The organism is Streptomyces lincolnensis, assembly GCF_021173675.1.
GTDB lineage: Bacteria > Actinomycetota > Actinomycetes > Streptomycetales > Streptomycetaceae > Streptomyces > Streptomyces lincolnensis_B.
Window position 1 is genome coordinate 554,514 of record NZ_JAIHON010000009.1, and the last position, 6,296, is coordinate 560,809.

The 6,296-nt window shown below is 70.5% G+C and carries 6 protein-coding genes; 2 read left to right on the forward strand and 4 right to left on the reverse strand.

Annotated features, from left to right (window positions below):
- Positions 1–12: 12 nt before the first annotated feature.
- On the reverse strand, positions 13–1,332 hold the full coding sequence (locus K4B79_RS28945; protein WP_232029870.1) for an aminotransferase class I/II-fold pyridoxal phosphate-dependent enzyme: 1,320 nt from the start codon (positions 1,330–1,332) through the stop codon (positions 13–15).
- 45 nt (positions 1,333–1,377) lie between these two features.
- Between K4B79_RS28945 and K4B79_RS28950 the strand changes: the two genes are divergently transcribed.
- Positions 1,378–2,652, forward strand: a complete 1,275-nt coding sequence (locus K4B79_RS28950) for an MFS transporter (protein WP_308280523.1) — start codon at positions 1,378–1,380, stop codon at positions 2,650–2,652.
- Between the two features lie 22 nt (positions 2,653–2,674).
- Positions 2,675–3,568, forward strand: coding sequence for a hypothetical protein (locus K4B79_RS28955; protein WP_232029871.1), 894 nt, complete (start codon positions 2,675–2,677; stop codon positions 3,566–3,568).
- A 68-nt stretch (positions 3,569–3,636) separates the two neighbouring features.
- Here K4B79_RS28955 and ptsP read toward each other — a convergent pair whose 3' ends face one another.
- From ptsP to K4B79_RS28970, 3 genes are all read right to left on the reverse strand, one after another.
- Positions 3,637–5,307: a phosphoenolpyruvate--protein phosphotransferase gene (ptsP, locus tag K4B79_RS28960; protein WP_232029872.1), complete on the reverse strand. Its 1,671-nt coding sequence runs from the start codon at positions 5,305–5,307 to the stop codon at positions 3,637–3,639.
- A gap of 82 nt (positions 5,308–5,389) precedes the next feature.
- Positions 5,390–5,839 (reverse strand): PTS sugar transporter subunit IIA, encoded by a 450-nt coding sequence (locus K4B79_RS28965; protein ID WP_232029873.1) that lies wholly within the window; start codon positions 5,837–5,839, stop codon positions 5,390–5,392.
- Between the two features lie 253 nt (positions 5,840–6,092).
- Positions 6,093–6,296, reverse strand: a 204-nt coding sequence (locus K4B79_RS28970; protein ID WP_232029874.1) for a hypothetical protein, incomplete at its 5' end; no start/stop codon positions are given.

A 6,296-nucleotide genomic window follows, 5' to 3' on the forward strand; every position in this document is an offset into this window, starting at 1 on the left:
CTCCCGGGACGCTCACCCCCCATAGGTGGCCTCGGACTCGCCGAGTACGGCGGCGAAGTCCGAGGCCAACCGCACCGCGTCGGCCGGTTCGAGATCCGCGACGGAGATCCGCACGCCCGGACCGGAGGCCAGCCGGAACCGGGCACCCGCCGCGACCCACCACCCGTACGACCGCAGCCCGTTCACCACCGCCGACTCGTCCCGCACGGGCACCCAGAGATTCATGCCGCTCACCCCGTGCCCCTCGATGCCGCGCTCGGCGAACTCCCCGAGGGCGGCGTCGCGGCGCGAGGCATAGGCGTCCTGAGCACGCGCCACCAGCGCGCGCGTGTCGTCGTCGGTCATCAACCCGAGCACCGTTTCCTGCAGCAGATGACTGACCCATCCCGAGGTCAGCAGCAACCTCCCGTCGTGCCGTGCCAGCGTGGTCGCGTCACAGGCAGCGGTCGCCCACCGCAGGTCCGTGCCCAGGAACTTGCTGACGGTCCGCACATGGACCCAGCGCCGCAACCCACCACCGGTCAGCGTCCGCAGGGGCGCGCCGGCGACGGCGGACGCGTGATCGTTCTCCACGACCAGCACGTCCGGCTCGTCCCGCAGCACCTCGACCAACTCGTCCCGACGGGCCGCCGAGAAGCGGCCGCCGTACGGATTCTGCGCCCGTGGACTGCACACGAGCGCCCGCACGCCCGCACCCAACGCACCGCGCACCGCGTCCGGGCGGACACCCTCGTCGTCCACGGCCACCGGAACGATCCTCAAGCCCAGCGTCGTGACCAGATCCAGCAGGTGGTGATATCCGGGGTCCTCCATGGCCACCGCGTCGCCGGGCCGCAGCTCCACGGACAGCAGCCGCCCGATCAGATCCAGCGCCCCGTGCGCGAAGGTCACGTGCTCCACGGGGATCCCGTCGGGCCGCAACCAGTCGCGCACGGACTCCTCCAACCGCGCCAGTCGCGGCGTCGACCGGTGCGAGCGCGTGCCGGGGGAGAGGCGAGAGGGCGGGACGAGACTCGGCAGCAGCGCCGGATCCGGATGTCCGCCGGACAGATCCCGCAGCCCCTCCGGGACTCTCGGCGGCCGTCGTGAGGCCACCGCCGGCGCCGGTGCCACCACCGTCCCACCGCGCCCGCGCGTGACCACGAGGCCACGTCGGCGCAGCTCCTTGTAGGCCGTCGCCACGGTCCCGGGACTCACCCCCAGGTCGTCCGCGAGCCGCCGCACGGGAGGCAGCGCGGCCCCCGGCTCCAACACCCCCTCGGCGACGCCCCGTTCCACGGACGCGGCAATCCCCTTGGCCGTCGTACCACTGATCCCATAATGTATTGCCACATTGTCGATTATGTATCAGTACATAACTCGGAGCAAGGGGGAACAGTGCATCCGATACGTCGCGCGGCCGCATGGTCGAAGGGCATCCCCGGCGGACGAGACGGCCGCCGCATGCTCGCCGTCGCCCTCGTCGACCGCGTCGGCAGCGGCCTCTGGGCCTCCGTGTCCGTCCTGTACTTCACCTACGTCTGCGGACTCTCCGTCGCCCAGGTCGGCACCCTCGTCGCCGCCGCAAGCGCCATCGGCATCGCCGGAGCGCCGATCGGCGGCCGCCTCGCCGACCGCTTCCCCCTCACCCGCGTCCTGCCCACGGTCCAACTCCTGCGCGCCCTGGCCTCCTTCGCCCTGCTCACCACCGACGACTACGCCCTGCTCCTCGCCTTCACCGCCGTCGGAGCCCTCGGAGACCGCGCCGCGAGCGTCCTCACCAGGCTCTACGCCACCCGCGTCGCAGGACCGGACCGGGTCCGCTACCAAGCCGTCCAGCGAACCGTCGCCAACGCGGGCTGGGCCTTGGGCGGCCTCGCCGCCGCGGCGGCCCTCGCCCTGAACACCTCCACCGCCTACCAGTGGCTTCTCACGGGCGACGCCCTGTCCTTCCTGGCATCGGCCCTCCTGATCCTGCGCTGCGCCGAACCGCCCTCGCCCTCGCGCACCGTCGCCACGTCCAAAGACCCCGGCCCCACTGCCAGGCTGGCGAACCCCTGGCGCGACCGCACCTACCTCGCCTACGTCGCCACCGAGACCGTCCTCTCCCTCCACGACGCCGTCTTCAAGGTCGGGCTCCCCCTCTGGATCGCCCACACCGACAACGCACCACACGGCCTCGCACCCCTGCTGCTCGTCCTCAACAACGTGCTGGTGGTGGCCCTCCAAGTGCCCCTGGCCCGCTTCGGCGCCACCACGACGGCCGCGCGCAACCTCCTCCTGCCGCTCTCGGTCGCCTTCGCGCTGGGCGGCGCGACCATGGCGCTCTCGGCAACTGGAGGACCTCTCCTCGCCACGCTCCTCCTCACCGCGGCGGCCGTCGCCTTCACCCTCGCCGAGATCCTGCACGCCACCGTCTCCTGGGAAATCTCCGTGGCCCTCGCCCCCGCCACCTCACAGGGCGCCTACCTCGGCGTCCACGGTCTCGCCCAGTCCGCCCAGCGCAGTGTGGGACCACTCGCCGTCACCGCGGCCATCGCCACCGGCCCGATCGGCTGGACCGCCTTCGGCGCCACCATTGGCCTGACCTGCCTGATCCAGCACAGAACCGTCCGCGACCGTCTCGCCCGGACCCCGTTGTCAGTGCCGCCGGTTACTGTGAGTGAGCATTGATCGACCGCGCACAGGGGGAACCATGGCTCACACCGACCACCAGACCATGCGACGCGTACTGCGCCGCGAAATCGCCGGCACCATCGGCCTGCTGACCGACGAACACGACTTCCGGGCCATGCGGCGCTACCGCACCTTCACCTTCGACGACCACACGACCTACCTGAGGCAGGTGGAAGACCTCCTCAGGACCCGCGCCGCCCAGGGCACCCACACCACCGTCGCCCTCTTCGACCCCCAGGAATACGCCGAGTTCTGCACCGACGCCGGCCTCGACCCCGACATCCCCGCAAGCCGCACACGCTTCACGGCGGAACTGGCGAGCACCGGCCCGACCATCCCCTACGACGGCCAGCCCCTCACCGATCTCGTACCGGCCCTCGTGGACGAAGCCGTACGACAAGCCACCTGGGAGTACGCGAGCACCCTGCTGGCACGACTCGGAGCATGCGCCTCCTGCGGCGAGGACATCGGCCGCGCCGCCTTCCTGCGCGCCTCCCACCTGCTCGTCCGTGTCCTCGAAACAGCGCACCCGGGCAACCACCACCTCGTGTGCAGCGTCACCGGCACCCCGGAAACCCTCGTCTCCGTCCTGCACGCCGACGAGGAGACCGACGGCGGCACCCACCTCGACGAGGCGGAAGCCCTCGAGTTCACCACCGTCCTGGCCCTCGGCCTCGCCACACACAGCCCCGGCGGCCTCGTCATGCGCACCAGCAGCTCCGGCACCCCGGACCGCATCTACGGCTGGCGCCTGCGCCGAGAAGGACTCGAGCCACTCACCGCCGGCGAAGTGTTCGACGCCTACTGCACCGACATCGATTCCGGCGACATCATCTCCCCGGAATCGCACGTCGACTACTGCGCACCCCCCGACCTCGGAGACACCGGCCAGGCACCGGCGCACCACCACTGAACGCGTGAGGGGCGCCCACCCGAAGGTGGAGCGCCCCTCACCGACCGCACAAAGGCAGCACGGTCCGACTACTCGCCGGACAACACCGCCTGAGCCGCGGTACGCGCGTCCTCGGCACTGTCCGCGGCCCGAGCGGCAGCCGCCGCCCGCTCGCACTGCGCCAGCGTGAACTTCGCCAGCGTCGCCCGGACATAAGGAATCGAAGCCGCCCCCATGGAGAGCGAGGTGACCCCCAGACCGGTCAGCACACACGCGAGCAGCGGATCGGACGCGGCCTCACCGCAGACACCACAGCTCTTGCCCTCGGCCTTCGCGGCCTCGGCGGACAGCGCCACCAGGTCCAGCAGCGCGGGCTGCCACGGATCCTGAAGCCGGGACACCGCACCCACCTGCCGGTCCGCGGCGAAGGTGTACTGAGCCAGGTCGTTGGTCCCCAGCGACAGGAACTCGACCTCCTGAAGCACCGAGCGCGCCCGCAGCGCGGCCGACGGGATCTCCACCATCGCACCGAACTTCGCCCGCAGCCCCGCCTCACGGCAGGCGTCGGCGAACGCCTTCGCGTCGGCGCGGTCCGCCACCATCGGAGCCATGACCTCGAGGTAGACAGGCAGCCCCTCGGCGGCCTTGGCCAGCGCCGTCAGCTGCGTGCGCAGCACATCCGGGTGGTCGAGCAGCGTCCGCAGACCCCGCACACCCAGCGCGGGGTTCGGCTCGTCGCCCGGCGTGAGGAAGTCCAGCGGCTTGTCCGCGCCCGCGTCCAGCACCCGCACCACGACACGGCCCTCGGGGAACGCCTCGAGGACCTGCCGGTAGGCCTCGACCTGCTTCTCCTCCGAGGGAGCATTCTTGCTGTCGTCGAGGAAGAGGAACTCGGTACGGAAAAGACCGACGCCCTCGGCACCCGCCTCAAGGGCGGCCGGAACGTCCGCGGGCCCACCGACATTGGCCAGCAGCGGCACCTTGTGCCCGTCGGCCGTGGCGCCCGGACCGGTCGCCCCGGCAAGCGCCGCCTTGCGCTCGGCGGCAGCGGCCTCCAGCTGCGCCTTCTTCTCGGCGCTCGGGTTCACGAAGATGTCACCGGTGCTGCCGTCGACGGCGATCACCGTGCCCTCGGTGAGCTCACCCGCGCCCGGCAGGGCCACGACCGCCGGAACCCCCAGCGCCCGAGCCAGAATCGCACTGTGACTGGTCGGCCCACCCTCCTCGGTCACGAAACCGAGAACCAGAGTCGGGTCCAACAGCGCCGTATCGGCGGGCGCGAGATCCCGCGCCACCAGCACATACGGCTCGTCGCTGTCCGGGACACCCGGCATGGGCACCCCGAGCAGACGGGCGACGATACGATTCCGCACGTCGTCGAGATCGGCGACGCGCCCGGCAAGGTACTCACCGGCCCCCGCCAGCAGCTCGCGGTATGCGGCGAACGCGTCGTACACGGCACGCTCGGCCGTGCTGCCGACGGCGATTCGCCGGTCCACGTCCGCCATGAGCTCGGGGTCCTGCGCCATCATGGCCTGCGCCTCGAGCACGGCCTGGGCCTCGCCCCCGGCCAGGTTGCCGCGCGCCATCAGATCGGCGGCCACCGCTTCCACGGCCTTGCGGGCGCGCCCCTGTTCACGCTCCGCGTCCTCCGCGGGAATCTGCTTGGCAGGCGGTTCCAGCACCGCCGTTCCCATGTGCCGAACCTCGCCGATCGCCACACCGTGACTCACGCCGACGCCTCGCAGCGTTGTCTCCATCTCACCCGTCTCCGATAGTGCGGCGGGTCCCGCCGCCGCGGTGGTTGTCGCTACGTGCTGCCGTCCTACGACGGCCATGCCCTCAGTTCCAGACGAAGAGACTGTCGCCGGCCTTCACGTCGTTGTCCTCACGGAGCTCGGCGAGCGCCTCGGCCGTGGCCTCCAGCGCCACGACCGGGCAGACCGGGGACTTGCCGGCGGCCTCGACCGCCGCCGGGTTCCAGCGCACGACGCTCTGCCCGCGCGTGACGGTGTCCCCCTTGTTGACGAGCAGCTCGAAGCCCTCGCCGTTGAGCTGCACGGTGTCGATGCCGAGGTGGGTGAGGACGCCGTGACCCTGATCGTCCACGACGACGAACGCGTGCGGGTGCAGCGAGACGATCACTCCGTCCACGGGTGCGACAGCCTCGGAGGGCTCACGCACGGGGTCGATGGCCGTGCCCGGGCCGACCATGGCCCCGGAGAAGACGGGATCCGGCACAGCCGCCAGTCCGATGGCGCGTCCGGCAAGAGGGGACGTCACGGTGGTCATGGGAAGCCTCCCAGGGGTGGAGATCTATATGCGCCGTCTCTACCTGTCCCGGACGGCGCACTGTTTGAGCAGCGTATGTCACATGTAGTACCGGTTCCGCACAAGAGCTCCCGATTAGTGGTCTAGACCACATCCCTTATCGATTTGCGCCTGTCTCGCAGCCCCGTGTACAGTCGTACTCCTGCTTGGCGCTGAGTGACGCCCCTGGTGTCCTGGCCCGGCAGCACCCAACTTGTCAGATCCTATCTCGGGGTCACCTTCTGCATGCTCGCAGGGCGGTGGTCAGGGGGCCGGAAAAACACTGATAGAGTTTGGAACAGCGAAGGGAATCGCCCGGAGGAAAGCCCGAGAGGGTGAGTACAAAGGAAGCGTCCGTTCCTTGAGAACTCAACAGCGTGCCAAAAATCAACGCCAGATTTAGTTGATACCCCGTCTCCGGCCGGATCACCGGTTGGGA